At 68.7% G+C, this 24451-nt stretch carries 22 protein-coding genes and 1 pseudogene; 10 read left to right on the top strand and 13 right to left on the bottom strand.

Annotation, left to right across the window (positions count from 1 at the left end):
* Positions 1-147 precede the first annotated feature (147 nt).
* A complete protein-coding gene (gene pknB / locus ACFT7S_RS02640; protein WP_382725971.1) occupies positions 148-2139 on the top strand; it encodes a Stk1 family PASTA domain-containing Ser/Thr kinase in 1992 nt (663 codons plus the stop codon).
* A gap of 100 nt (positions 2140-2239) precedes the next feature.
* Here pknB and ACFT7S_RS02635 read toward each other — a convergent pair whose 3' ends face one another.
* Genes ACFT7S_RS02635 through ACFT7S_RS02610 form a run of 6 tightly spaced genes read right to left on the bottom strand, consistent with a single transcriptional unit; the run spans position 2240 to position 6650 of the window.
* Positions 2240-2974 carry a class E sortase gene (locus ACFT7S_RS02635; protein WP_382725968.1) on the bottom strand — a complete coding sequence of 245 codons (735 nt, stop codon included), beginning with the start codon at positions 2972-2974 and terminating at the stop codon, positions 2240-2242.
* A gap of 25 nt (positions 2975-2999) precedes the next feature.
* On the bottom strand, positions 3000-4274 hold the full coding sequence (locus ACFT7S_RS02630) for a class E sortase (protein WP_382725966.1): 1275 nt from the start codon (positions 4272-4274) through the stop codon (positions 3000-3002).
* On the bottom strand, positions 4271-4909 hold the full coding sequence (locus tag ACFT7S_RS02625) for an aminodeoxychorismate/anthranilate synthase component II (protein WP_382725963.1): 639 nt from the start codon (positions 4907-4909) through the stop codon (positions 4271-4273). Before ACFT7S_RS02625 ends, ACFT7S_RS02630 begins: the two co-directional genes overlap by 4 nt.
* Entirely contained in the window at positions 4906-5094 is a 189-nt protein-coding gene (locus tag ACFT7S_RS02620; RefSeq protein WP_382725961.1) for a hypothetical protein, read from the bottom strand. Before ACFT7S_RS02620 ends, ACFT7S_RS02625 begins: the two co-directional genes overlap by 4 nt.
* Positions 5095-5151: 57 nt before the next feature.
* Positions 5152-5862 (bottom strand): class E sortase, encoded by a 711-nt coding sequence (locus ACFT7S_RS02615; RefSeq protein WP_382725958.1) that lies wholly within the window; start codon positions 5860-5862, stop codon positions 5152-5154.
* 20 nt (positions 5863-5882) lie between these two features.
* Positions 5883-6650 carry a DUF881 domain-containing protein gene (locus ACFT7S_RS02610; protein WP_382725956.1) on the bottom strand — a complete coding sequence of 256 codons (768 nt, stop codon included), beginning with the start codon at positions 6648-6650 and terminating at the stop codon, positions 5883-5885.
* 142 nt (positions 6651-6792) lie between these two features.
* Between ACFT7S_RS02610 and crgA the strand changes: the two genes are divergently transcribed.
* Positions 6793-7047: a cell division protein CrgA gene (crgA, locus tag ACFT7S_RS02605; RefSeq protein ID WP_362844815.1), complete on the top strand. Its 255-nt coding sequence runs from the start codon at positions 6793-6795 to the stop codon at positions 7045-7047.
* 282 nt (positions 7048-7329) lie between these two features.
* On the opposite strand, the gene ACFT7S_RS02600 is transcribed toward crgA, so the two are convergent.
* A complete protein-coding gene (locus ACFT7S_RS02600) occupies positions 7330-8220 on the bottom strand; it encodes a rhomboid family intramembrane serine protease (protein ID WP_382725953.1) in 891 nt (296 codons plus the stop codon).
* 138 nt (positions 8221-8358) lie between these two features.
* Positions 8359-8886, bottom strand: coding sequence for a peptidylprolyl isomerase (locus ACFT7S_RS02595; RefSeq protein ID WP_382725950.1), 528 nt, complete (start codon positions 8884-8886; stop codon positions 8359-8361).
* Between the two features lie 284 nt (positions 8887-9170).
* Here ACFT7S_RS02595 and ACFT7S_RS02590 point away from each other — a divergent pair, with 284 nt between their 5' ends.
* On the top strand, positions 9171-9890 hold the full coding sequence (locus ACFT7S_RS02590) for a DUF5324 family protein (RefSeq protein WP_382726789.1): 720 nt from the start codon (positions 9171-9173) through the stop codon (positions 9888-9890).
* A 142-nt stretch (positions 9891-10032) separates the two neighbouring features.
* Here the strand turns inward: ACFT7S_RS02590 and ACFT7S_RS02585 are convergent.
* Positions 10033-10227 (bottom strand): annotated as a pseudogene (locus ACFT7S_RS02585) (phosphotyrosine protein phosphatase); the annotation flags it as partial.
* A gap of 211 nt (positions 10228-10438) precedes the next feature.
* Between ACFT7S_RS02585 and ACFT7S_RS02580 the strand changes: the two are divergent.
* From ACFT7S_RS02580 to ACFT7S_RS02565, 4 genes are all read left to right on the top strand, one after another.
* A complete protein-coding gene (locus ACFT7S_RS02580) occupies positions 10439-11272 on the top strand; it encodes a metallophosphoesterase family protein (RefSeq protein WP_382725948.1) in 834 nt (277 codons plus the stop codon).
* A 60-nt stretch (positions 11273-11332) separates the two neighbouring features.
* Positions 11333-12037 (top strand): 4'-phosphopantetheinyl transferase, encoded by a 705-nt coding sequence (locus ACFT7S_RS02575; protein ID WP_382725946.1) that lies wholly within the window; start codon positions 11333-11335, stop codon positions 12035-12037.
* Positions 12038-12333: 296 nt separating this feature from the next.
* Entirely contained in the window at positions 12334-13032 is a 699-nt protein-coding gene (locus ACFT7S_RS02570) for a DedA family protein (protein WP_382725943.1), read from the top strand.
* 120 nt (positions 13033-13152) lie between these two features.
* Positions 13153-15126: an MDR family MFS transporter gene (locus tag ACFT7S_RS02565; protein WP_382725941.1), complete on the top strand. Its 1974-nt coding sequence runs from the start codon at positions 13153-13155 to the stop codon at positions 15124-15126.
* A gap of 7 nt (positions 15127-15133) precedes the next feature.
* On the opposite strand, the gene ACFT7S_RS02560 is transcribed toward ACFT7S_RS02565, so the two are convergent.
* Positions 15134-15601 carry an RrF2 family transcriptional regulator gene (locus ACFT7S_RS02560; RefSeq protein WP_382725938.1) on the bottom strand — a complete coding sequence of 156 codons (468 nt, stop codon included), beginning with the start codon at positions 15599-15601 and terminating at the stop codon, positions 15134-15136.
* 192 nt (positions 15602-15793) lie between these two features.
* Here ACFT7S_RS02560 and ACFT7S_RS02555 point away from each other — a divergent pair, with 192 nt between their 5' ends.
* Entirely contained in the window at positions 15794-18481 is a 2688-nt protein-coding gene (locus ACFT7S_RS02555) for an FAD/NAD(P)-binding protein (protein ID WP_382725935.1), read from the top strand.
* A 111-nt stretch (positions 18482-18592) separates the two neighbouring features.
* Here the strand turns inward: ACFT7S_RS02555 and cysN are convergent, their stop codons facing one another.
* Genes cysN through ACFT7S_RS02540 form a run of 3 tightly spaced genes read right to left on the bottom strand, consistent with a single transcriptional unit; the run spans position 18593 to position 22220 of the window.
* On the bottom strand, positions 18593-20506 hold the full coding sequence (cysN, locus tag ACFT7S_RS02550; protein WP_382725932.1) for a sulfate adenylyltransferase subunit CysN: 1914 nt from the start codon (positions 20504-20506) through the stop codon (positions 18593-18595).
* Complete coding sequence (gene cysD / locus ACFT7S_RS02545) at positions 20506-21420, bottom strand: sulfate adenylyltransferase subunit CysD (protein WP_382726788.1); 915 nt, start codon at positions 21418-21420, stop codon at positions 20506-20508. The genes cysN and cysD overlap by 1 nt, the downstream gene beginning before the upstream one ends.
* A 5-nt stretch (positions 21421-21425) precedes the next feature.
* Positions 21426-22220: a 3'(2'),5'-bisphosphate nucleotidase CysQ gene (locus ACFT7S_RS02540; protein WP_382725929.1), complete on the bottom strand. Its 795-nt coding sequence runs from the start codon at positions 22218-22220 to the stop codon at positions 21426-21428.
* Between the two features lie 309 nt (positions 22221-22529).
* Here ACFT7S_RS02540 and ACFT7S_RS02535 point away from each other — a divergent pair, with 309 nt between their 5' ends.
* Positions 22530-23309 (top strand): thioesterase II family protein, encoded by a 780-nt coding sequence (locus tag ACFT7S_RS02535; protein WP_382725928.1) that lies wholly within the window; start codon positions 22530-22532, stop codon positions 23307-23309.
* A 33-nt stretch (positions 23310-23342) separates the two neighbouring features.
* Positions 23343-24395 carry a sulfotransferase family protein gene (locus ACFT7S_RS02530; protein ID WP_382725925.1) on the top strand — a complete coding sequence of 351 codons (1053 nt, stop codon included), beginning with the start codon at positions 23343-23345 and terminating at the stop codon, positions 24393-24395.
* Positions 24396-24451: the final 56 nt, after the last annotated feature.

The following is a 24451-nucleotide window of genomic DNA, read 5'->3' as shown; positions in this document are numbered from 1 at the left end:
TCATACGAGCACATTGGGATACCGGTCAGATATCAGCTGACGGGGGCGGGCCGATCACATAGCGCGTGCCCGGTAGCGTATGCGCGAACAGCGCACCGCCGGACCACACACGGGTGCGGTCGGGACTGACGGAGAGGGCTGGAACGTATGGAAGAGCCGCGTCGCCTCGGCGGCCGGTACGAGCTGGGCTCGGTGCTCGGCCGTGGTGGCATGGCCGAGGTATACCTCGCGCACGACACCCGGCTCGGCCGCACCGTTGCTGTGAAGACGCTCCGGGCCGATCTGGCCCGCGATCCGTCCTTCCAGGCCCGGTTCCGCCGTGAGGCCCAGTCCGCCGCCTCGCTCAACCACCCCGCGATCGTCGCCGTCTACGACACCGGCGAGGACTACGTCGACGGGGTCTCCATCCCGTACATCGTGATGGAGTACGTCGACGGGTCGACGCTCAGGGAGCTGCTGCACTCCGGTCGCAGACTGCTGCCCGAGCGCACCCTCGAGATGACGGTGGGCATCCTCCAGGCGCTGGAGTACTCGCACCGCGCCCAGATCGTCCACCGCGACATCAAGCCGGCGAACGTCATGCTGACGCGCACCGGTCAGGTCAAGGTCATGGACTTCGGCATCGCCCGCGCCATGGGCGACTCCGGCATGACGATGACCCAGACCGCAGCCGTCATCGGCACCGCCCAGTACCTCTCCCCGGAGCAGGCCAGAGGCGAGCAGGTCGACGCGCGCTCCGACCTGTACTCCACGGGCTGCCTGCTCTACGAGCTGCTCGCGGTCCGGCCGCCGTTCGTCGGGGACTCACCTGTCGCGGTTGCCTACCAGCACGTACGGGAAGAGCCTCAGCCACCGAGCAACTTCGACCCGGAGATCACGCCCGAGATGGACGCGATCGTGTTGAAGGCCCTCACCAAGGACCCCGACTACCGCTACCAGTCGGCCGACGAGATGCGGGCCGACATCGAGGCGTGCCTCGACGGTCAGCCGGTCGCGGCCACGGCGGCGATGGGCGCGGCGGGCTACGGCGGTTACGGCGGCTACAACCAGGACCAGCCCACGACCGCCCTGCACCAGGCCGACCCGAACAGTGCGCAGACATCCATGCTGCCGCCCGTCAACGCGGACGACGACTACGGATACGACGACCGCCCCGGCCGGCGGCGCCAGAAGAAGAGCAACACCTCGACGATCCTCCTGATCGTCGCGGGCATTCTGGTGCTGATCGGCGCCATCCTGATCGGCAAGTCCGTCTTCGGTTCCAACGGCGGCGACAGCGGCCAGGTCAAGGTGCCGAACATGGTCGGTTCGACCGTGCCGGAAGCGCAGCGACTCGCGGACAACGCCGGTGTCACCCTCAAGGTCGGCGGCAAGGAACCCTGCGAGGCCCAGGCGAAGGACAAGATCTGCAGCCAGTCGCCGGAGACCGGCAAGATGGAGGAGAACGAGACTGTCACGGTCGTCGTCTCCTCCGGAGCGCCGAAGGTCGAGGTCCCCGACGTCACCGACGAGACCGAGGCCGACGCCCGCAAGACTCTGGAGGACCAGGGCTTCTCGGTGATCGTCAAGTCGGTCGAGTCCGAGCAGACGCCGGACACGGTCGTCAAGCAGAACCCCGCGGGCGGCTCGAAGGCCGAGAAGGAGTCCGAGGTCACGATCACCGTGGCCAAGGAGCAGATGTTCAACCTGCCTGACGTCCGCACCCGTACGTACGACGCGGCACTGGCCCAGCTCAACGCCCTCGGCTTCGTCAACGTCTCGAAGGCCGAGATCGACTCGAACGAGCCGGTGGGCACGGTCATGGAGCAGACCCCGACCGGGCCCAGCAAGCAGGCCAAGGACGTCCAGATCGTCCTGAAGGTCTCCAAGGGCCCGCCGCAGCCGGAACAGGTCACCATCCCGGCCGACATCTACGGCAAGAAGTACCAGGACGTGAAGGGCCAGCTGGAGGGCCTCGGCCTGGTGGTCACGCTCGCTCCCGCCTCCGTGGACAAGCCGAACGCCATCGTGGCCAACAGCACCCCGGCACCCAACACCCCGGTGGCGAAGGGCAGCACGGTCACCCTCTTCACCGTCGACGGTGGCGGCGGGGACGACGGCGGCGGCCTCTTCGGCGGCCTCTCCGGCACCCGGAACTGACCACGTAACCCCGCACGACCCCGCACGATCAAAGGGCCCCGTTCACCGACATGGTGAACGGGGCCCTTTGCGGTACCGCGGCGTCAGAAGGCCGGCCGGCTCAGCGCAGCTCCACCGGCTTGGTCCGGTCCCGGTCGACCTTCTCCGTACGCACCAGCTCGCCCCACACGATGTAGCGGTACTTCGACGTGTAGACCGGCGTGCAGGTCGTCAGCGTGATGTAGCGGCCGGGCTTCTTCACGCCCGAATCCTTCGGCACCGGCTGGATCACGTCGACGTTGTACTTCGAGGTCTCCGGGAGCTTCTTGTAGACCTTGTAGACGTACCAGGTGTTCTTGGTCTCGAAGACGACCGAGTCGCCCGTCTTCACCTTGTCGATGTTGTGGAACTTGGCGCCGTGCCCGTCCCGGTGCGCCGCGAGCGTGAAGTTGCCCGGCTCGTCCCAGGGAAGGGCCGACTTCACCGGGTCCGTGTAGTAGCCGGCGATGCCGTCGTTCAGGGACTTGGTGGTGGTGCCCTTCTTGACCAGCACCTCGCCGTTCCTCATGGCGGGGACGTGCAGGAAGCCGATGCCGTCCTTGGTGTCCAGGGCTCCGGGGCCACGTGCCTCGGCCCAGTGGTCGCGGACCGTGTTGCCCTGCTTGTCGGCCGCGCGGTCGGCGAGGACGTTGGTCCACCACAGCGAGTAGACGACGAAGAGGCCGAGCACCAGGCCCGCGGTGATCAGCAGCTCACCGAAAATGCTGACGGCGGTGGCGACAGGGTGACGGCCGCCGCGGCGTGCCGGAGGCGCGGAGTTGCTGTTCCGCACTTCGTGCTCGGTCCTCGCTGCCACCGCACCGCCCCTGTCGTGATGATGTTCAGCCCACGAGCGCGTCGGGCTTCCCCTTGCTGCGCGGCCGTTCGTCGACCATCTTGCCCCAGACGATCAATCGGTACGTACTCGTGAATTCCGGCGTACAGGTCGTCAGGGTCAGGTACCGGCCCGGCCCGGTGAACCCCGAACCGACAGGGACGGGGGCGATCACCGAGACGTTGGAGGGCGACGTCTGGGGAAGGGTCCTCGTCATCTCGTACGTGTAGTACGTGTCCTGCGTCTCTACGACGATCGGGTCACCGGGCTGCAGTTTGTTGATGTAGCGGAACGGTTCCCCATGGGTGTTCCGGTGGCCCGCCACCGAGAAGTTGCCCTGCTTCGCCGACGGCATCGCGGTCTTCAGCTTGCCTTCGCCGTAGTGACCGACCATCCCGCGGTCGAGGACCTTCTCCTTGTCGATGCCTTCGGCGATCGGCGCGACGACGTCGAGTTTCGGAATGTGCATGATGGCGAAGCCCTGGCCCGGCTCGAAGACACCGGGTTTGCGCTCCCCGTTCGCCCACTCGTCCTGGATCTTGTTCGTCTCGTTTCCGGCGATCAGGCCGGCGCGGACGTTGGTCCACCAGAGCTGGTACGTGACGAACAGCAGCATCAGCACGCCGAGCGAGATGAACACCTCGCCCGCAACCCGGCTGGCGACGACGGCCGGGCTGTCCTTGGCCGCGCGGGCCGCCCTTCGCGCCTCCACGCGTGACATCGGGGCGGCGGCGGGCCGGGCCGCTTCCGGCTCTGCCTCGGCCGTGGCTTCCGTACGGCGCCTGCCTCGCCCCTTCGCCGCCCTGCGGCGCTCGGCGCGTCCTCCGGTACGAGGTTCGGCAGCGACTGCCGACGGCGGCGCGGGCTCCGCGTCCGCAGGCTCCACGTGCGACGGCTCACCGGCTGCCGCTGCCCGCCGCGTATCGGCCGGAGCAGGAACAGGAACAGGAACAGGAGCAGGGACAGGAGTGGGAGCAGGGCCCTGGAACGGCTCCTGTTGGCGGTACCAGTCCCGTTGGTAGCCCTCGGGGTCGTACCACTCCTTCGGGTCCTCCTGGGGCTGCTGGAGCCCCTGTTGGGCCTGTTGCGCCTGGGGCGCCGCCCCGCTTTCCGGGACGTTACCCGCCCTGAACCAGGGCGAGGCGTGCTGACCCGGCAAAGGGTCCGTCAGCGGGTCCGCGAGCTGGTCGATCGCCGCCACGAACGTGCCATCGGCCTCGTACGCACCCTGCGCGTACGGGCCTTCGTCTCCGGCACCTCGTTCGGGGCGGAGTCCACTCACGCGGCGGCCTTGCCCACCACCGGCGCGAGCCCTTCGGACCTCGCCACCGCCCCCGTGTCACCGCACTGCACCAGCCAGTTGGCGAGCATCAGGTGGCCGTGTTCGGTGAGCACCGACTCCGGGTGGAACTGCACGCCCTCCACCGCCAGTTCACGGTGGCGCAGTCCCATGATGATGCCGTCCGCCGTGCGCGCCGTGACCTCCAGCTCGGGCGGAACCGTGTCCGGTTCGGCCGCGAGCGAGTGATAGCGCGTGGCGGTGAAGGGGGACGGAAGCCCGGCGAACACGCCCTTGCCCTCGTGGGTCACGGGGGACGTCTTGCCATGCAGCAGCTCCGGGGCGCGGTCCACCACACCGCCGTACGCGACGGCCATCGACTGCATCCCGAGGCAGACACCGAAGACCGGAACGCCCGTGTCGGCGCAGTGGCGCACCATGTCGATGCAGACCCCGGCCTGCTCGGGAGCGCCGGGCCCCGGCGACAGCAGGACTCCGTCGAAGCCGTCCTGGGCGTGTGCCGTGGTCACCTCGTCATTGCGCAGCACCTCGCACTCGGCGCCGAGCTGGTAGAGGTACTGGACGAGGTTGAAGACAAAACTGTCGTAGTTGTCGACGACGAGAATGCGTGCGCTCACTGACCGGTCCCCGCTCCACTGGTGCCTTCGCCGTCCACCGTGACATCACCGAACGGAAGCAGCGGCTCCGCCCAGGGGAAGACGTACTGGAAGAGCGCATAGACAACAGCCAGGGTCAGCACGAGCGAGATCACTGCCCGCACCCACGCGTTGCCCGGCAGATGCCGCCAGATCCAGCCGTACATACTGTCCCCTCCATTCGGTACAGCACCCAGACTAAAGGGCCCGGGCTCAGGCGTGGGTCAGCTGTGGAAAGCCGCCGGTCTGCCGTCGGTCACAGGCTGGGTGGCGTCCAGATGGGCCCAGGCGATCAGCCGGTGGCTGCTGCCCCACTCGGGCTCGCACGTGGTCAGCGTGAGGTAGCGGCCCGGGCCGTCGAAACCGGACTTGCGGGGCACGGGGTCGATGACCGCGGTGTCGCCCGGCACGGTCCGGTAGGGCTTCTTGCCGATGCGGTACGTGAACCAGGTCGTCCCGTCCGTCAGCACGACCGCATCCCCGGGGCGCAGCCGGGGGAAGTCCTTGAACGGGTCCCCGTACGTCCGCCGGTGGCCGGCCACCGCGAAATTGCCGGTCGCCCCGAGCCGCGCGGTCCCCGCGTAGTGGCCGAGCCCTTTCTGCAAGGTCCTGACCTTCGTGTTCTCCAGTACGGGCCACTCCCAGCCCGTACCGAAGCGGGGGATGTACATCATCGCGAAGGGCTTTCCGTCCCGGTACGCCGGAGACGACGGCCCCGAATCGGGAGCCGGATCAGGGGTGGGGGCCGGTGCGGGTGCCGGTGCGGCGACGGCGCCCTGCGCCCACTGGCTCCGGAGCGTGTCGATCTCGCCCTCGGTGGCTCCGGCCGCCTTCACGCCCGTCCAGAACAGCACGTAGAGGACGAAGAGAACAATCAGGGCGCCGACGGTGATGCACAGCTCGCTGAAACTTCTGACGATCAGTCGCACCGACACCGGCCGGCCTCCCCGGGGGATTACTCCACAGGCTTCGCGTAGTGGAGATCCACTGTGCCCGAGTAGCCGGGAAGAGTCACTCGGTCGTCCTCGTCGACTTTCCAGCCCAGTCCGTACGCCTTCACGTACAGCTGGTAGTTCTGGATCGACGTGGAGTCGTTGAGCGCCTGCTTGAGCTTGTCCGGGTCTCCCACCGCGGTGACCTTGTACGGCGGCGAGTAGACCCGGCCCTGGAGGATCAGGGTGTTGCCCACGCAGCGGACGGCGCTCGTGGAGATCAGCCGCTGGTCCATGACCTGGATGCCGCGGGCTCCGCCCTGCCAGAGCGCGTTGACGACGGCCTGGAGGTCCTGCTGGTGAATGACCAGGTCATTGGGTTGCGGCTCGGGGTATCCGGGGTTGGCCGTGGCGTTCGGAGGGGCGTCGTCGAGCGTGACGCCGACTGCTTCTCCGGTGATCTTCGTGGTGCCCGCGGCCCTCTCCAGCGCCTTGAGCTTGGCGTCCTCGGCCTTGGTACTGCCGTCGTCGCGCTGGGCCAGGGTGTCGATGTCCTCGCGGAGCGCGGCGGTCGATTCGTTCAGTTCGGCGTTGTTCTGGCTGCGCTGCTGGATGAGATCGGAGAGCTTCAGCAGCGAGGAGTCGGTACGGATGTTGGTGCCCTTGGCCGTGTTGGCACTGGTGACGAAGATCAGTCCGGCCAGGGCGAAAACGGCAGCGGTGAGCCCCCGGACCGGCCATCGCGAGGCGTGCCGGACCGGGCCTTCGGGAGAGTCGGCAGAATTGCTCAACGTACCCTTATCTCCTTAGGCGCCACGGAAGCACTACGCTAACGGACGCCCGGGGGCGGCATCATTCCCCCCTCGTGCCCAGCCCCGGCGTCAGCCACAGTTCCCTGCGCGGTCACGCAGCGCATCGACAGGAGAGTTCCTCGTGCCGAAGTCACGTATCCGCAAGAAGGCCGATTTCACGCCCCCTCCGGCGAAGACGGCCACGAACATAAAGCTGACCAACCGCAGTTGGGTGGCGCCGGTGATGCTGGCGCTGTTCCTGATCGGTCTGGCCTGGATCGTCGTCTTCTACGTGACCGAGGGCGACCTGCCCATCAAGGCACTGGGCAACTGGAACATCGTCGTCGGCTTCGGCTTCATCGCCGGCGGCTTCGGTGTGTCCACGCAGTGGAAGTAGTCCCACCCGGATCAGCCCCGCTTCCGCAAGCCCTGCCCTGAGTTACCCACAGAGTTATCCACAGGTGGGGGAAAAGGTCAGACGATCTGTGGATAACCTACGTCGAAGTTGACGCCGGTGTGACTGCACCTTCCCCCATCCGGGGAGGGTTCGCCCCTTGTCCTGACTGGAGAAACCCAGCTCAGCGACAAGGGGCACACCTGTTCCCCACGGGATGCACAGTATTCGGCACGCTCTGTGGACAACTCGGAGCCCGAAGGGTCGAAACTGCTGAGGACCCGCTCAGGTGAGCGCTGCAGTCCGGGCGAGGACGATACCGATCACCGCGACCAGAACCAGCGCACAGGTCCCGTACTGCACCAGGTTCCGGCGCTCCCGCGGTGCGTGCACCAGGCCGATCGCGATCAGGATGCCCGCGATCAGGCCGCCGACATGGGCTTCCCAGGCGATACCGCCCCAGGTGAAGGTGAAGAGCAGGTTCAGCGCGAGGAGCGCGAGGACCGGACGCATGTCGTAGTTCATCCGGCGCATCAGGACGACCGTGGCGCCCAGCAGACCGAAGATCGCACCCGAGGCACCGAGCGAGCCCTGCTGGGGCGAGGCGATCAAGTAGGTGAGGGCACTCCCCGCCAGCCCGGAGAGCAGATAGAGCGCCAGGTAGCGGACCCGCCCCAGAGCCGCTTCCAGCGGGCCGCCGAGCCACCACAGCCCCAGCATGTTGAACGCGATGTGCCACACCTCCTGGTGCAGGAACATCGAGGTCACCAGCCGGTACGACTGCCCCTCGGCGACTCCCTCCAGCCCGTCGGAAGTAGATGCCCGGCCGAACAGCAGCAGATCATCGAGCAGCCATTCCCTGCCCCACACCGCGATGAAGACCGCGACATTGATGCCGAGCAGGATCTTGGTGATCAGCCGCGGGTCCGCCGCCACCGTGCCGCCCGCGAGCGTACGGGGCTGGTTCGCGGCCGGGTGGTGACCGGTGCCGGAGCCCTCACGGACACAGTTGGGGCACTGGAAACCGACGGACGCGTTGACCATGCACTCGGTGCAGATCGGCCGCTCGCAGCGGGTGCAGCGGATGCCCGTCTCCCGGCCGGGGTGGCGGTAGCAGGTGGGAGGACCGCCGGAGACCGCAGACGGGTCCTGGCCTGCTGGCGGCTGCTGGTCCATCGGTCCTCGCCCCTTGGTCGGTCCTGGTCCTGACGGCGACGAACATGCCGACGCCCTGCTCGTCCGCTATGTAACAGTACGGACGAGCAGGGCGGTTGGTTCCCCGTGGAGCCGGGACCGATCAGCGGTGGACCGGATTCAGCGGGTCTCGACGACGACGGACTCGATCACCACGTCCTGGACCGGGCGGTTGGTACGCGGGTTGGTCGGCACGGCCGCGATGGCGTCCACGACCTTCTTGCCGGCGTCGTTGGCGACCTCACCGAAGATGGTGTGCTTACGGGTCAGCCACGCGGTCGGCGACACGGTCAGGAAGAACTGCGAGCCGTTCGTGCCCGGGCCGGCGTTGGCCATGGCCAGCAGGTAGGGCTTGTTGAAGCTGAGGTCCGGGTGGAACTCGTCACCGAACTCGTACCCCGGGCCGCCCGTGCCATTGCCCAGCGGGTCGCCGCCCTGAATCATGAAGCCGCTGATGACCCGGTGGAAGACGGTGCCGTCGTACAGCTTGTCCGTGGACTTCTGCCCGGTCGCCGGGTGGGTCCACTCACGCTCTCCCTTGGCGAGCTCGACGAAGTTCTTGACCGTTTTGGGCGCGTGGTTCGGCAGGAGCCGGATCTCGATGTCGCCTTGGTTGGTCTTCAAGGTGGCGTAAAGCTGCTCGGCCACAATCTGCCTTCCGTAAGTCCTCGCTGACGTCCACCGATCCTCGCACGGAGGACCCACCGCGACATCCGGCCGCCGGGGCCCATACGGCCGAGTACGCGACGACGCAGCGCGCGCCGGCCCGAACCGTGGCATTGTCGTCGGCACGCTCCCCTTGCACCGCAATGTCCGAGAAGCGATTCATGACCCGGATGCCCGCCCCGCATGCCACGCGGGGCACCGGCGGGCATGATTTCGAAATGGGTGGAAAGGCGGAGTACCTACCCGCCACCAAGGAGGAGGATCTCGTGACCCGCATCGACAGCGTGCGCGCCGCAACCGACTCGGCGAAGGAGAGCGCGCAGCACGCCGCGGAAGTGGTGGCGCCCTATGCCGACATGACCAAGGAACAGGCAGCGCACTACGCACACGAGGCACGTGTGCGACTCGCGCCCAAGATGTCCAAGGCAGCCCACCAGGCTCGTGTCCAGTACGTGGCACACCTCGCACCACACATCGAACAGGCACGTACGCATGTGCCGCCCAAGGTGGACCTGGCCGCGCAACGCGCCGTGGTCCGCACCCGCCACGCCGCCCGGAGCGCCGCGGACTACACCGTGCCACGCGTCGAGCACGCGGTGTCCGTGGCCCAGCCGATGGCCGAGGAGGCCACCGCACGCAGTGCGGCGGCGCTGGCGGTACTGCGCGGCCAGGTGACGGCCAAGGACATCCGGAAGCTGGTCAAGAAGCACCAGCGGCGGGCCAAGGCAGGCCGGCTGGCCAAGAATCTCACCGTGCTGGCCATCGTGGCCGGTGGCGCCTACGCCGCCTGGAGGTGGTGGGACAAGCAGGCCAACCCGGACTGGCTCGTCGAACCGCCGGCGCCCACGGAGGTGTCCGACGACCGCGCACCGCTGTCCTCGGTCGACGGCAGCGGGCAGACGGGATTCGACCCGGACGCCCGGCCCAAGCAGTCCGACACCGAAGCGAACGGCCTGGACGGCACCGATCGCGACGACCGCCCCTGACCACAGCCGGACCGGCACGACAGCCGGACCGGCACGACGCAAAAAGTGCCCCCTGACATGCGTTCTCGCATGTCAGGGGGCACTTTGCTGTGGAGCCCAGGAGATTCGAACCCGGCATTGTTACCTTCCTGACCTGCGGGAGTCACTCGCTCTTCGCATCGATCTCGGCGATGAGGGCCTCGATACGCGCCTTGATCTCATCAAGGATCGGGCGGACAACCTCGACGCCTGCCCGGCGGGGTCGTCGAGTGGCCAGGAGGTACTTCTTGCCGGGGAAGATCGGGCAGGCGTCGCTGCAGCCCATGGTGATGACGATGTCCGCGGTCTGCACCACCTCGACGGCGGGGTGGGTGCCCACCGAACTCACGGTCACCCGTCCGGTGCGGTTCACCGGGGGTGCGGTCGTGGTTAGGGGTGGCGGAACAGGGCGAATCTGAAACCATGGTGGCCGCGATAAATTTCGTACAGCTGCACGGATTCCCGAAGCCGCAAGTCTGTGCGCGCAAGGACGAACATGCCGGTACCACCCTCTGTTTGGACAGGTGATCTTGAACCACGGGAACCTGCTGGCCATCAGCGATCTCCATATCGCCTACGAGCAGAACCGGAAGATCGTCGAGGAGCTGCGTCCCCGGACCGCCGAGGACTGGCTCCTGGTCGCCGGAGACATCGGCGAACTGACCGAGGACATCGCCTGGGCCCTGCGCGCCCTCAGCCGGAATTTCGCCAAGGTGGTGTGGGCGCCGGGCAATCACGAGCTCTGGACCCCCCGCCAGGACACGGTTCAGCTGCGTGGCGTCGAGCGGTATCAGTACCTTGTCCGGCTCTGCCGCGAGCTGGGTGTCGTCACCCCCGAGGATCCGTATCCCGTCTGGGAGGGGCCGCAGGGGCCCGTCGTCGTGGCTCCGCTCTTCCTGCTCTACGACTACACCTTCCGCACCCACCCCCGGCTGTCCCGGGAGCAGGCTCTCGCCGAGGCGCACGAGAAGGGGGTCGTGTGTACCGACGAGTTCTTCCTCTTCCCCGACCCGTATGCCAGCCGCCAGGAGTGGTGTGAGCACCGGGTGGTGGAGACGGAGGCGCGGCTGGCCGCCCTGGATCCGGATCTGCCCGTCGTGCTGGTCAACCACTATCCGCTGGTACGGGAGCCCACCAGGATCCTGCGCTACCCGGAGTTCGCGTTGTGGTGCGGCACGGAACGCACGGCCGACTGGCACCGGCGCTTCAACGTCGAGGCCGTGGTCTACGGGCATCTGCACATTCCCCGCACGACCTGGCACGACGGAGTGCGCTTCGAGGAAGTCTCGCTCGGCTACCCCCGTGAATGGCAGCGCCCCGGGCACCGCCCCACGGTGCCGCCCCGCCGGATCCTGCCGAAGTAGCCGCCTGCCGGCGGGCCATCGGGCAAGGCACAGGGAAACCCAGCAGAAGGAAGCCTGATCATGCTGCAGCGGATACTGCCGTCCTGTATAGCCGTCGCAGAATCGCGCGACGATCTGTCGGAGGCAGAGCTGTTCCCGGAGGAAGCAGCCCTCATCAGCAACGCGGTGGACTCACGGCGCCGCGAGTTCACCACCGTCCGTCACTGCGCGCGGCAGGCAATGAGTGAACTGGGCCTGACCTCCGGCCCGGTACTGCCCGGTCGGCACGGTGCCCCCCGCTGGCCCCGGCAGACCGTCGGAAGCCTCACGCACTGTGCCGGATACCGGGGCGCGGCGTTGGCGCGGGACACGGACATCAGGATGCTGGGCATCGACGCCGAACCGCACGGACCCCTGCCCGCCGGGATCCTGGAAGCGATCGCACTGCCGCGGGAGAAGCTGCGGGTGGAGGAACATCTGGCCCGGCACCGAGGGGTGTTCTGGGACCGCCTGCTGTTCAGCGCGAAGGAGTCCGTCTACAAGGCCTGGAACCCCTGCACGGGCCAGCGCCTGGGGTTCGAGGACGCCGACATCGTCTTCGCCCCGGCCGCGATGACATTCACGGTGCAGCTGCTCGCACCCCGTCCCGCCCCTCCCGCCGGTGAGCCCCCGTTGCCGGACCGGCTCGAAGGGCGCTGGCTGGTGAGCGAGGGACTGGTCCTCACCGCCATCGCGGTGCCGACTCGTTCGGAACGTGTCCCCGGGTACGCGGACGGCCTTTCGTAGGAGCGCGTCGACGGGTCGATCGCGTTCGCGGAACAGCGGAACGACAGACGACCTTGCGGATCTTCTTCGCCGCCGCCGTCGCCGGGCCGCCCGTGGACCCGTTCCGGCCGACCGCGGTGCCCACAGGGACCGTACGTTCCGAGGGGTGTCGGGAATGGCGGGCATTTCCCCGGGGCTGCCGTGTCCTCCATGTCCACCACGGTGCTAGGGGTATCGCCCCACCGGTTGCCGGGGCACCCCCTAGCCCTCCCCTAGCCCCGTGATATCGCATTTTCCCGTCTGTACTGTGTCGGCACATGACCGTCGCACTCAGCGCCACTTTGGCATCATTCAGTTTCAAAACGCTGTGGGATTTCGACCAGCTCTCCGACTCTCTCGGCCCGTACCTGTTGCTCGGGCTGTGCCTGATTGTCTTCGCCGAGTGCGGGCTGCTCATCGGCTTCTTCCTGCCCGGGGACATCCTGCTCTTCCCCGCGGGCATGTTCTGCGCCCAAGGCGTGATCGACACACCGTTCTGGCTGACCTGTGTCCTGCTGGTCGTCTCCGCGTTCCTCGGAAACGTGGTCGGCTACTGGATCGGCTGGCAGGCCGGGCCCGCGCTGTTCAGCAAGCCGAATTCCAAGCTGTTCAAGCGTGAGCACGTCGAAAGGACCAATGAGTTCTTCGCGCGCTACGGTGCGCGGGCTATTGTCATCGGCCGTTTCGTGCCGATCGTGCGGACCTTCATCACCACGATGGCCGGAGTCGGCCGGATGAACCCGGTGCGGTACTTCACGTACTCCGCCATCGGTGGCGTGATGTGGGCCGCGGGTGTCCCTGCCGCCGGGTACTACCTCGGCAAGGTCGCGTTCGTGCACGACCACTTCGAGCTGGTCATCATCGGCATCGCGCTGCTCTCGGTCCTGCCGATCTACCTGGAGATGGTGCGCTCCAGCAACGCCAAGGACAAGGCGAAGAAGGCCGAGGCCGCCCGGCACGCCGCCGGCCGTTACTGAGCCCGGCCGTCACCTGTCCCCGGCGGTCCGCAGACGACCGCACCGGGCGCCTCTGCTCCCCCCAAGAGGCACCTCCCCCACCCCCCAAGAGACGCAACCGCCCCCGAGGGAGCCGTACTCATGAACCGCCCCCCGTCAGCGGACGACACACCCCGCCCGGACATCACCCCGCGTCAGATCAGGTTGATCATCGCAGGCCTGATGCTCAGCATGTTCCTGTCCTCGCTGGACCAGACAATCGTGTCCACGTCGATGCGGACCATCGCCGACGATCTGCAGGGCCTGGATGTCCAAGCCTGGGTCAGTACCGCCTATCTGGTCGCCCTGGCGGTGACCACGCCGCTGTACGGCAAACTGTCCGACATCTACGGGCGCAAGCCCTTCTTCATCGGCGCCATCTCGGTCTTCATCGTAGGCTCGATCGCCTGTGCGTACGCCGACTCCATGTACCAACTGGCCGCGTTCCGCGGACTGCAGGGCGTCGGCGCGGGAGGCCTGGTCACGCTCGGACTCACGATCATCGCCGACATCGTCCCGCCACGGGACCGCCCCAAGTACCAGGGCGCCTTCTTCGCGGTGTGGGGCACATCCAGTGTGCTCGGGCCACTGCTGGGCGGTCTGCTGTCGGGTCAGAGCGAGATCCTCGGGATCACCGGATGGCGCTGGGTCTTCCTGGTCAACGCACCCACCGGCATCCTCGCCCTGATCGTCGTGTCCAAGGTGCTCAAGCTCCCGCACCAGCGCAGTGAACACCGGATCGACTGGTGGGGCGCGGCCCTGCTGCCGCTGTGTGTGGTGCCGGTCCTGGTCGTCGCCGAGCAGGGCGACGACTGGGGTTGGGACTCGATCCGCTCGATCGCCTGTTACGTGCTGGGCGGGGTCTCGTTGATCGCCTTCCTGCTGATCGAGCGCCGCATGAAGCACGAGGCGCTCATCCCGCTGCGGCTGTTCACCATTCCGACCTTCCGCATGTCGATGGTGACCGCCGCGCTGGTGGGTGTCGGCATGTTCGGCGGCATCGTGCTCGCCCCGCAGTACCTGCAGATCGCCCGGGGCGCGTCGCCCACGGAGGCGGGACTGATGACGCTTCCGCTGATGCTCGGCATCATGATCGGGTCGATCATCTCGGGCGGCGGGATCGCGCGCAGTGGCCGCTACAAGATCTTCACGGTGGTCGGTGCGGCCCTCACCGCCATCGGCCTCGGCCTCTTCTACACCGTGGAGGTGGACACTCCGCTGTGGCAGCCACTGCTGTTCATGGGGATCTTCGGTCTCGGCCTGGGCAACTGCATGCAGACCCTGACCGCCGCCGCGCAGAACGCCGTTCCGGTGCGGGCGATGGGGCTGGGCACCGCGCTCGTCACCTTCTTCCGGCAGATCGGCGGCTCGCTGGGCGTGGCCGCGCTGCTGTCGGTGCTGTTCCACACCGTGGGCGGCAACATCACCGATTCCTTCAAGGCTGCGCGCCATGACCCGGACTTCCTGGCGGCCATGCAGGACCCCGCAGTGCACACGGATCCGGACAACGCCCCGTTCTTCAAAGCGCTGGACACCGGTGACACCGGGCACCTGCTGTCGGACTCGTCGTTCCTCGAGCACCTCGATCCCCGCCTGGCCAGGCCGTTCAGGGCCGGGTTCACCGAGTCCATCGACCTGGTCTTCCTGATCGCGGCCTGTGTACTGGTGCTCGGGTTCGTGGCTGCCCTGATGATCAAGGAGGTCCCGATCCGGACGGCGCCGGACGCCGACGAGGTCACCGGGACGCCCGAGGAGGACGCTCCGGAAGCCGAGGGCCTGGAGTTGGTCAAGGCCACCGCGGGCGCCCCTTCCCCGGCGACGGAGAACGCCGGGGACCACCAGCCGCAGCGGCTCAGCGAGACGACCATGCAGCTGCGCTTCAGCGACTTCAACGCGCTCGGCTCGCCGGATGCGCAACGGCGCGTACCCGACCGGGATTCGCTCGGCGAGATGACGATGCAGCTGCGCATCGTGGCCGCGGCCGAGGAGGCTTCCGCCCCGATCCTCCTGCCGAGGAGGATGAAGAACAGGACTGCCGATCCGCAGGGGACGTTCCCCCCGCCCAGGTCGGAGTGAACAGCGGCTACTGGTAGATCCGTACGTCGTTCCGGTACTGATCCGCAAGCAGAGTGATCGCCTCGGGCAGCCCGCCCGAGGCGATCTCCGCAAGGGTCACCTGTTCCAGCACATTGCGCAGACTGGTCCGTGCAGCCATCCAGACCTCGCGCAAGGGCTCGGCGGGGCCCGCGTACTGAAGCTCGGTGAGCCGGGCGTCGCGCACATTGATCAACGGGCCGTCCACCGCCCGGTACACATCGGCGAGAGTGATCTCCTCCGCCGGCCGCCCCAGCAGGAATCCTCCCTCGGGCCCCCGCGTGCTGCGTACAATCCGTGCCCGCTTCAGCTCCGCCAGCACCCCTTGCAGGAACTTCAGCGGGATGTCCTGCTCCGCGGCTATCCGGCTTGCCTTGACCGGGGTTCCTCCGGCGGCGTCCAGGGCCAGTTGGGCCGTGGCGCGCAACGCGTAGTCCGCCTTGGCCGAGATCCTCACGTCATCAATCCTTCTGCGAACCGTGCTCGGGCCCTACCCCTTGGAGCCGACGGGTTCGGGCGTCACCCGCTAGGGGGTCGCTAAGGGTAGCGCGGGGCGGCCGGGCGAGCCCTCTCCTCATAGCCTCGGACCACCGATAACTTTGTCTATCAAAAAAGTAGACATAGGTTCTGAGCTGGGGGTATCTCACCAATGATCGGTGGAGAACCGAACTACCGCGTCGCAGTCATCGGCGCCGGGGCAGCGGGAGCAATCACCGCGGCCCGCCTGCTGGAGGCAGCCACCACCCACGGCCTGCCGCTGGAGATCGGCCTCATCGACCCGGCGGAGACGACGGGCCGCGGAATCGCCTACTCGACGCCGGACGAACGCCACCTGCTGAACGTCCCGGCCGGGCGTATGAGCGCCAGCCCCGACGATCCGGACGACTTCGTGCGCTGGCTGCGCGAGCACGCCGGCCACCTCGCGGACCCCGGCCGGTTCGTCCCACGCCGCCTCTTCGGCGCCTACCTCGCCGATCACCTCGCCGACCGGTCGGCCCGCGGACCCGGACGCCTCGTCCGGCTGCGCGACCGCGTGGTCGTGGCCACGCGCGCGGACCGGCGGCTGGCACTGCGGCTGGCCTCCGGCAGTACCGCCACCGTGGACGCCGCCGTGCTGGCCACCGGCAACCACCCGCCGTGCGCCGACTGGGCGCCGGCCGCGCTCCGCGAGTCGGACGTCTTCATCGCGGACCCGTGGGCGCCCGGGGCACTCGACCGGGTCCCGCACGACGCGGACGTGCTGCTGGTCGGCACCGGGCTGACCATGGTGGACGTCGCGATGTCCCTCGACCGGCCGGGCCGCACCCTGCACGCGGTCTCCCGCTCCGGACTGCTCCCCCAGCCGCATGCCGCCGCCCCGGCGCCCGTCGCCCCGCCGGACCTCACCGGCTGTACCGGACTGGACGAACTGCGCGGTGCGGTGCTGCGCCATGTGGCACGCACCCGGCGCCATCACGGGGACTGGCGGCCCGCCCTCGACGGTCTGCGCCCGATGACTGCCGCGCTGTGGCAGGGGCTGCCGGAGCACGACCGCGCCAGATTCCTGCGCGCCGACGCGCGCGTGTGGGACGTGCACCGGCACCGGATGCCGCCGGTCACCGCCGCCCGGGTCACGGACGCGCGGGAAGCCGGGCGGCTGACGGTGGGCGCCGGGGAGGTGGCCGGTGCGGTCCTCACCGGAGGCGGGCCGCAGATCACCCTCACCGACGGCCGGCGGCTCGCCGTCGGCGCCGTCGTCAACTGCACCGGCCCCCAGGCCGACCCGCGCCGGACCTCGGACCCGCTGGCCGCCGCGCTGTTCACGGCCGGCCTCGCCGTCCCCGGGCCGCTGGGACTCGGCCTGCACACCGGCCCCGACGGCAGGGTCTCGACCGCGCCCGGGACACCCGACGCCCCGCTGTGGACGCTCGGCGCCACCCGCCGCGGCAGCCTGTGGGAGAGCACCGCGATCCCGGAGATCCGGACCCAGGCCGCCGAGGTCGCCGCCGCCGTGGTGGCCACGCTGACCGCCGCGCCCCGGCCCCGGCCGGGGTCCCGCCGTACTCCGACGGACCACCACGGCCTGCGGTTGAGCACCACCCCCGAAGCGGCGGCGGCCTACAACGAGGGGCTCGACCGGATCCTGCGCGTGGCGTCCGGCGTCGAGGGGCCCATCGCCGAGGCGGTCCGCCTCGACCCTGAGTTCGCCGTCGGGCACGCGGCGCTCGCCCTGCTCGGCCACGAGTGGGGCGCGCAGGTGAACGTGCCGGCGGCGCTCGCGGCCGCGGCCGGAGGCCTGGGCCGGGGGGCGGACGAGCGGGAGCGGAGCTTCGTCGCCGCGGTCGCCGCCCGGGTCGACGGCACCCCGGCCGAGGGCGACACCGCGCTGCTGCGGCACATCGAGGACCACCCGCGCGACGCGTTCGCGGTGAGCCTGGCGGTGCCCACCATCGCCTTCGGCGGGGTGACCTGCGGCGAGCAGACCTGGCAGCTGGTGGAGGGACTGGCCCCGGCGTACGGGGACGACTGGTGGTACCTGGGACAGCTCGCGTTCGTCCGGCAGGAGCAGGAACGGTGGGACGAGGCCGAGGCGCTGGCCGCCCGCGCGCTTGCGGCCGTGCCCTCCTCCGGCCACGCGGTGCACGCCCGCGCCCATGTCTTCTACGAGACCGGGCAGCACACCGAGGGGCTCGCGTGGCTGAACGAGTGGATACGGGTGGAGGGGCCGCGGGCCAACAACCGGGCGCACTTCTGCTGGCACGCCGCCCTGCACGAGCTGATGACCGGTCAGGCGGACGCGGTGCGCAGCCGCTACCTGGATCAGCTGGCCCCGCCGACGGTCACCGGCGCCCGTGCGCTGGTCGACTCCGGCGCCCTACTGTGGCGCTGCCGGATGACCCGGTCCTGGGAGGGCCCGCAGCCGGCCGATGAGGTGCTGGCCCATGCCCCCGAGGGATGGCTGGCCGAGCCGCCGACGGCGTTCGCCGCGCTGCACTGCGCGCTCTCGCTGGCGGCCGCCGAGGATCCGGCCGGTCTGGCGCGGCTGCGCGGGACCGCCGCGCGGCACGCGCTGCCGGTCTTCCGTGAGGTCGTCGCCCCGCTGTGCACCGCGCTGACCTCGGTGCTCGACCGGTCCTGGGCAAGCGCGCTGCCGATCCTGCAGAACCTGGGGCCTCGGCTCGGCGCGCTCGGCGGCAGCGCGGCACAGCGCGACGTCATCGAGGAGACGCTGCTGTTCACACTCACTTCGGCCGGACACCACGCCGAGGCGGCGGCGCTGCTGGAGGCGCGGCTGGAACGGCGGCCCGCGCCGCTGGACCGGACCCGGCTCGTGGGACTGCGGCCCACCGGGGTCTGAGCGCGGGCGCAGATGCGTGAGCGGCGCGGCCGGTGTTCCCACTGGCCGCGCCGCTCACTCGGGGGAGGAAAATGGTCTGTTGGGGGTGACGGGCGTGTCCCGGCGCCGGATTCAGCGCAGTACGCCCATGCCGGTCAGCTGCGCCACGATGGCCTCGACGGCCTCTTCGGGGGAGCACTCGGTGGTGTCGATGCGCACGTCCGGGTGGACCGGCGCCTCGTACGGCGAGTCGATGCCGGTGAAGTCCGGCAGCTCTCCGCGGAGCGCCTTGCGGTAGAGCCCCTTGGGGTCGCGTTCCTGCGCCACCGCGAGCGGGGTGTCCACGAAGACCTCGCAGAACTCTCCGTCGGCCACCAGCCCGCGGGCCATGTGGCGTTCCGCGCGGAACGGCGAGATGAACGAGACCAGCACGATCAGCCCCGCGTCGACCATGAGCCCGGCGACCTCGGCCACCCGCCGGATGTTCTCCACCCGGTCCGCCTCGCTGAATCCGAGGTCGCGGTTGAGCCCGTGCCGGACGTTGTCGCCGTCCAGCAGATAAGTGCGCTTGCCCAAGCTGTGCAGATGCTTTTCGAGCAGGTTCGCGATGGTGGACTTGCCCGCACCGGACAGACCGGTCAGCCAGACCACGCAGGGCCGGTGGCCGCCGAGTTCGGCCCGCGCGCTCTTGTCGATGTCCACACTCTGCCAGTGCACGTCCCCGGCGCGGCGGGAGGCGGACCGCAGCAGCCCCGCGCCCACGGTGGTGTTGGTCAGCCGGTCGATGACGATGAAGCCGCCGGTGTGCCGGTTGTCCAGGTACGGGTCGAACGCGACGGGCTGGTCGAAGGCAATCTCGCACAGCCCGATCTCGTTGAGCCGGAGCGCTTTGGCGGGGTCGCGTTCCAGGGTGTTGACGTTCACGGTGTGCTGGATCTGGGTGATGGTGGCGCCGACCGTCCTGGTGCCTGTCTTGACCAAGTACGGGCGGCCGGGGAGCATCGGCTGTTCCGCCATCCACACCAGGTGGGCCTCGAAGCGGTCGGCGACCTGGGCCGGGTCGTCGGCGGAGCACAGCAGATCGCCCCGGCTGACGTCGATCTCGTCGGTGAGGGTGAGCGTGACCGCCTGGCCGGTGGCGGCCACATCCAGGTCGCCGTCCCAGGTGACCACCCGCGCAATGCGGCTCACCGTGCCCGCCGGGAGGACCCGGACCCGGTCCCCCGGCTGCACGGTGCCGCCGACGACCGTTCCGCAGAAGCCGCGGAATTCGGAGTCGGGACGGTTGACGTACTGCACGGGCAGCCGGAAGCCGGTGCCGTTCGGGCGGGCGTCGCCGCTGCCCGCCGGTGTCACCGTCTCCAGGTGGTGCAGCAGGGTGGGGCCCGAGTACCACGGCATGTGGACGCTGGGCTCGGTGATGTTCTCGCCGCGCAGTGCGGAGGTGGGGATGCAGGTGATGTCGGTCAGGCCGATGTCCCCGGCGAACTCCCGGAAGTCCCGCTCGATCCGGTCGAAGACATCGGGCGAGTAGTCCACCAGGTCCAGCTTGTTGACCGCGAGCACGACGGTGCGGATGCCGAGCAGGGAGACCAGGTAGCTGTGCCGCCTGGTCTGGGTGAGGACACCCTTGCGCGCATCCACCAGGATCACCGCGATGTCCGCGGTGGAGGCGCCGGTGACCATGTTGCGGGTGTACTGCTCGTGCCCGGGGGTGTCGGCGACGATGAACTTGCGCTTGTCGGTGGTGAAGAAGCGGTAGGCGACATCGATGGTGATGCCCTGCTCCCGTTCGGCGGCCAGGCCGTCCACGAGCAGGGCCAGGTCCAGGTCGCCCCCGCGGGTGCCGGAGCGCGCGGAGTCGGCCTCCAGCGCGGCGAGCTGGTCCTCGAAGATGAGGTGCGACTGGTAGAGCAGCCGCCCGATCAGGGTGCTCTTGCCGTCGTCGACGCTGCCGCAGGTGATCAGCCGCAGCAAGTCCTTGCGCTCGTGCCCGCGCAGATACTCCTCGATGTCCCCGGACACCAGCTTCGTGGTGTTGACCATCAGAAGTAGCCTTCCTGCTTCTTGCGCTCCATGGAGGCCGAGGAATCGTGGTCGATCATGCGTCCCTGCCGCTCGGAGGTGGTGCTGAGCAGCATTTCGCGGATCACCGCCGACAGCGTGTCCGCGGTGCTCTCCACCGCACCGGTGAGGGGGTAGCAGCCGAGGGTCCGGAACCGGACGTCGCGCAGCATCGGCTGCTCGCCGGGCCGCAGCGGCATCCGGTCGTCGTCCACCATGATCAGCGCCCCGTCCCGCTCCACCACGGGACGGCGGGCAGCCAGATACAGCGGCACGACGGGGATCTTCTCCATGTAGATGTAGAGCCAGATGTCCAGTTCGGTCCAGTTGGACAGCGGGAACACCCGGACGCTCTCGCCCTGCGCGGTGCGGACGTTGTACAGCTGCCACAGCTCGGGGCGCTGGCGCTTGGGGTCCCAGCGGTGCTGGGCGGAACGGATGGAGAAGATCCGCTCCTTGGCACGGGACTTCTCCTCGTCCCTGCGGGCACCGCCGAAGGCCATGTCGAAACCGTGGGTGTCCAGCGCCTGCTTGAGTCCGGCGGTCTTCCACATGTCGGTGTGCACGGCGGAGCCGTGGGTGAACGGGTTGATGTCGAGCTCAAGACACTCGGGATTCCGGTGAACCAGCACGTCCATGTCCAGCTCCGCGGCGGCCCGGTCCCGGAACTCGATCATCTCGCGGAACTTCCACGTGGTGTCCACGTGCAGCAGCGGGAAGGGGGGCTTGCCCGGGTAGAACGCCTTGAGCGCGAGGTGCAGCATGACCGAGCTGTCCTTGCCCATGGAGTACAGCATCACCGGGCGCTCGCTGTCGCCGACCGCCTCCCGCATGATGTGGATGCTCTCCGCCTCAAGCCGCTCCAGGTGGCTCAGTATCGGCGCGGTGTCCACCATTGTCCTCATCGGGCCTCCACGGTGAGCGCGACAGATTCCGCGGCGATCGTCTCCAGCAGCCGCTCCGCGGCTTCCTGACGGCACACCAGCAGGTCGGGCAGGTACGGGTCCGGGCGGTTGTAGCGCAGCGGCGAACCGTCCAGCCGGGAGACGTGCAGCCCGGCAGCCGCCACCACTCCCGCAGGGGCCGCCGAGTCCCACTCGTACTGGCCTCCGGCGTGCACATAGGCGTCGACCGTGCCGCGCAGCACCGCAATCGCCTTCGCGCCCGCCGACCCCATCGGGACCAGTTGCGCGCCGAGGCGTTCCGCAACCGCTGTCGCGACGGCAGGCGGCCGGCTGCGGCTGACCGCGATCCGAAGGGGCCCGGCCGACGGAGAGGGCGCGGGCACCGGGGGCGGGGCCGTCGGCGACCCGGTGGTGAAGGTGGTGTCCTCGGCGGGCAGGCAGACCGCAGCCGCAAGGGGCACGCCGTCCAGGGCGAGACAGATGTGCACGGCCCAGTCGGCACGGCCCTCGGAGTATTCGCGGGTGCCGTCCAGCGGGTCGATCACCCATACCCGGCTGTGCGCCAGCCGGGCGGGGTCCAGGGCACCCTCCTCCGACAGCAACGCGTCCCCGTGCTCGGCGAGCACCCGGGCGATCCACGCGTGGGCCAGGGCATCGCCCGCCCGTCCCAGCGCGGCGCCGCTCAGCAGCTGCTCCTCGCGGACGCCCAGCAGCAGTCGCCCGGCGCCGCGCGCCAGGGCCGCCGCCAGCCTGTGGTCGTCGTCCGCCGCTATTCCGGAAACCTCGGACACGTCCACCCCACCCCCAAATTCTCAACTAATTCTGCACGATACCTTCGGCATCTGCCAATTCCTTGCCGGAATGGTAAGCAGCCGTCTGAGCAAAACACGCCAGAAACGGGATGGCGCAGCAAATGGTGGAGTTATTCTCCAGGGGCTAGGGGGGCTTTAGGGGCGAAATAGGGGTTGGTCTTTTCGGAGCATGATGGGAATGTCTCACTCGGCTACAAATTGACGACGGCCAGCGCTCACTGAATATTTTCGGCCGAATTCGCATCCTCTGCGACGCTGGCGTTCCGCTCTGGAAGGACAGCGCCCCACATGCCAGGAATACCCGCGGCCAGCACTGCCTGGATACGCCGGTTCCATCCGTCTCCGGGTCCCACCACCCGTCTGGTCTGCTTCCCGCACGCCGGCGGCTCGGCGAGTTACTACTACCCGCTCTCCAAAGCGATGTCGCCTTCCACGGAAGTGCTCGCGCTGCAGTACCCGGGCCGGCAGGACCGAAGATCCGACAGGCCGATCGAGAACATTCCGGAACTGGCCGACCAGATCTTCACGGCGCTGCGCCCTTGGGCCGACCAACCGATCACCCTCTTCGGGCACAGCATGGGCGCGACGCTGGCATTCGAGGTGGCCGCCCGGATGGAGCTGGTGGGTATCGACCCGCTGGGCCTGTTCGTCTCCGGGCGGCGGGCGCCGTCCACCCACCGCGACGAGTTCGTTCACCGGGGCACGGACGACCGAATCGTGGCCGAACTCCAGACGCTCAACGGCACCAACTCGCAACTTCTCGGCGACGAGGAACTGCTGCGGATGGTGCTGCCCGCGATCAGAAGTGACTACAAGGCCATCGAGACCTACCAGTACGAACCCGGGCCGAAGCTGAACTGCCCGGTATATGCGCTGGCCGGGAAGGACGACCCGAAAGCAACACTCTCGGAAGTCCGCGCCTGGGCCGACCACGCCGCGGGCCCCATCAGCTTCCAAGTGTTCCCCGGCGGCCACTTCTACTTGAACGATCACCAGTCGGAGATCGTCAATCTTGTCTCCGACCACATCATTTCGGCCATGGCCGGCCTGTCGTCGATGCACAGATGACATCGACACGACGAGTGAGAAAGTGATGAATTGATGTCCACCGATCAGATCGCACCGGGCACCGATCCAGGCACCATCATCGTGTGCAGCGGTCGTTGTGGCTCGACTCTGGTGTCGGACCTGCTCGCCGAACACTCCGCCATGGTCCCCCTGCTGGAGTTCTTCGGCTCCCAGTACCAGGCGGGCATGGTGCAGGAGGTCCTGAGCGGCGAGCAGTTCTGGCAGCTGGTGACCGAGCCATGGCTGTCCATGAACACTGTGGTGCGCCTCGGCCGCGTACCCAAGGAGGTCCGTTACGACCTCAGCCGTCACGAGACCCCGCCGGAGCTGTCCGGGCTGCTCGGCTTCACCCTGCCCGCGATCAGCGAAGATCCCGACAAGCTGATGGAAGAACTGGCCGGCCTGGTCACGCAGTTCCCCACCCAGCAGCTCGGCGCCCACTACCGTCGGCTCTTCACGCTGCTCGCCCAGTACGTCGGCAAGCCGCGCTGGGTGGAGAAGTCCGCCGCCTCCGGCCTGTATGTCTCCGAGCTGCTGGAGATGTTCCCCGGGGTGCGGATCGTCTACTTGACCCGGGACATCGTGGACGTGGCACTGTCCATGACGAACCACTCGATGTTCCTGATGGCAGACCTGAGCGTGAGCTTCCAGCAGCGGTGCGGCTTCGACCCGTTCGTCAAGGGCTCCCGCCCGCCGGGCGCGCAGGTGCCGCCGGACCTGGAGCACCTGCTGCCGGAGAACCTCACCCCGTCGGTGCTCGACTACCGGGCGGGCAGCGAGGCGTCCATGATGAACCTCATCGCCCTGCAGGCGATGATGGCCCGTCAGACCGACGATGCTCTGCGCGATCTGCCTGATGACCGCGTGATCCGCATCGCCTACGAGGAGCTGCTGCAGGACCCGGAGGGCGAACTCGCCCGTCTCGGCTCCTTCCTGGCCATCGACGACTCCCAGGACTGGGCGAAGCGTTCGGCCGACCGGGTCGCCAAGCCCCGGCCGCGGAGCGACAAGGTCGACGAGGCGGGGCGGGCGCGCTACCAGTCGTTCTACAACAACATCTACCAGTCGGCCCCGATGCTGGGCTGACGTATCACCGTCGCCCCCTCCGCAGCGAAGAACGGCCGGCCCTGGATCTCCCGGGC

This window comes from Streptomyces sp. NPDC057136 (genome assembly GCF_042670885.1).
In the GTDB taxonomy this organism is placed as follows: domain Bacteria; phylum Actinomycetota; class Actinomycetes; order Streptomycetales; family Streptomycetaceae; genus Streptomyces.
This window is presented reverse-complemented; position numbering and strand designations above follow the sequence as displayed.